The organism is Rhodococcus sp. (in: high G+C Gram-positive bacteria) (assembly GCF_049286785.1).
In the GTDB taxonomy this organism is placed as follows: domain Bacteria; phylum Actinomycetota; class Actinomycetes; order Mycobacteriales; family Mycobacteriaceae; genus Rhodococcus_F.
In genome coordinates this window covers 1-1,632 of record NZ_JBAQEO010000475.1, presented here as the reverse complement: position 1 = coordinate 1,632, position 1,632 = coordinate 1, and the positions used below count along the sequence as shown (strand labels likewise).

Sequence of the window (1,632 nt, the reverse complement as noted above, 5' to 3'; positions counted from 1 at the left end):
CGCGGACCGTCTCGGGGTGACCGCGGCCCGGATCCGGCAACGCCTCGGCGAGGGCACCTTGTGGGCGTTTGCGTCGGGCCGTAACCGGTTGCTGCCGCCCGCCCAGTTCACCGACACCGGGGCGGTGCCGCACCTCGACAAGGTGGTGCCGTTGTTGGCGAAGGATCTGCACCCGCTGACCGTGCAGGCATTGCTCACCCGCCCGCAGCCGTCGCTGACCGTCGATGGGCAGCCGGTGTCGATCGCGGCGTGGCTGACCGGCAGCGCGGGAACCGCCGCCGACATCGAACAGGTCACCGACGTGATCACCGCCGCCGAATGGGAATCGGCGTAGATGGGGTCGATGCTGCCTGAGCCGCCGACCATCTCCGTCCTCCGCGACGCAGGCCTGCGCCCCGAGGAAGTGATCGACTGGCAGCCGACCGAGGTGGTGTGGCGGGTGCATCGCACCACCGGCGCGCACGTCCTGCCGTGGAATGCGATGCGCACATTCGGGCCGATCCTGCGGTTCGACCATCATCCGCTCCCGCGGGCCGAGCATGCCGACTACGGCATCTGGTACGGCGCATCCAGCCCACGCGGCGCCCTGGCCGAAGCGTTCCAGAGCGCCCGTGTCATCGACCGCCGTCGCGGGGACCCGTACCTGACCGGACTGCGATGCCGCCGGCCACTGAGACTGCTGGATGTGTCCGGCATCGGCGACGGCACGTGGGCGACCCGTGTCGGCGGCAACCATGCCCTCGACTCCGCTGCGCACGGCCGAACCCAGCACTGGGCCCGCACCATTCACCGGGCCTACGAGGACCTCGATGGGATCATCTACCGCGGCCGGTTCGCCGGCAGTGTGTGTGTTGCCGTCGTCGAACGGGCCACGGACGCGTTTCCGGCGCTGCCGGCGTTGTCGCTGCCGTTATCGCATCCCGGTTTGTCCGGCCCGATCGACAGTGCGGCCCATCAGCTCGGCTACACCATCACCTGACTGCGACACAATCGCGATTTACTCGCCGGCCGGCCGTCTCGTTCGTTGCCGCGAAGCCCCTCGCCGGCCACCAACGCCTCCACAGAGTTCACATCCATCAATCCGCCGGCGCTGCGGGATTCCGATGTCGCCGAGGGCGTGTTCGATCGTTTCACCGGTGGGGCCTGCATCGACGTCGAGACCATGGCGCTGATCCAACCGGCGCTGGCCGTAGATCGCGATCGGCGACCGCCGTGCCTCGGTGGGCAAGGACTTCCGTATCCCGACCACTGCCGTAGACCCGGCTCTCGACGAGCTCAACGGTCACTCACCGCCGTTCGGGCGGCCGTGCACCGAGTCACCGCGCGGCGGGACGGTATGGATCCTGCGCGATGACGACGGCTCTTCGCGCAGCAGGTCGGAGCTGGCACCGGTGAGTCGGTCTTCGACAAGCTGGCGCAGGTCGATATCGTGGGAAGTGGTCATCGTGTGCTCTTTCGTCGAGTCGAGTTGGTAGCTCTCTCGAAGAATCACGCGGTGACCGTCTTTCGTTCGGTTACGACACGCCGGTCAGCTCATTGAGCTCCGGTTCGTACACCATCTTCATGGACGCAACCGCCGCGGGCGCGGGGGATCTTGATGGCATCTGAGTGCACCACGGCGGGCGGATAGAC

General features: G+C 67.8%; 2 protein-coding genes and 1 pseudogene. 2 read left to right on the top strand and 1 reads right to left on the bottom strand.

Annotated features, from left to right (window positions below; translation table 11 throughout):
- Positions 1-334, top strand: a pseudogene (locus tag WAW17_RS17155) (hypothetical protein); the annotation flags it as partial.
- Complete coding sequence (locus WAW17_RS17150) at positions 335-979, top strand: RES family NAD+ phosphorylase (protein ID WP_422334139.1); 645 nt, start codon at positions 335-337, stop codon at positions 977-979. It begins immediately after the preceding pseudogene.
- 303 nt (positions 980-1,282) lie between these two features.
- Here WAW17_RS17150 and WAW17_RS17145 read toward each other — a convergent pair whose 3' ends face one another.
- Entirely contained in the window at positions 1,283-1,444 is a 162-nt protein-coding gene (locus WAW17_RS17145; RefSeq protein ID WP_422334140.1) for a hypothetical protein, read from the bottom strand.
- Between the last annotated feature and the right edge of the window lie 188 nt (positions 1,445-1,632).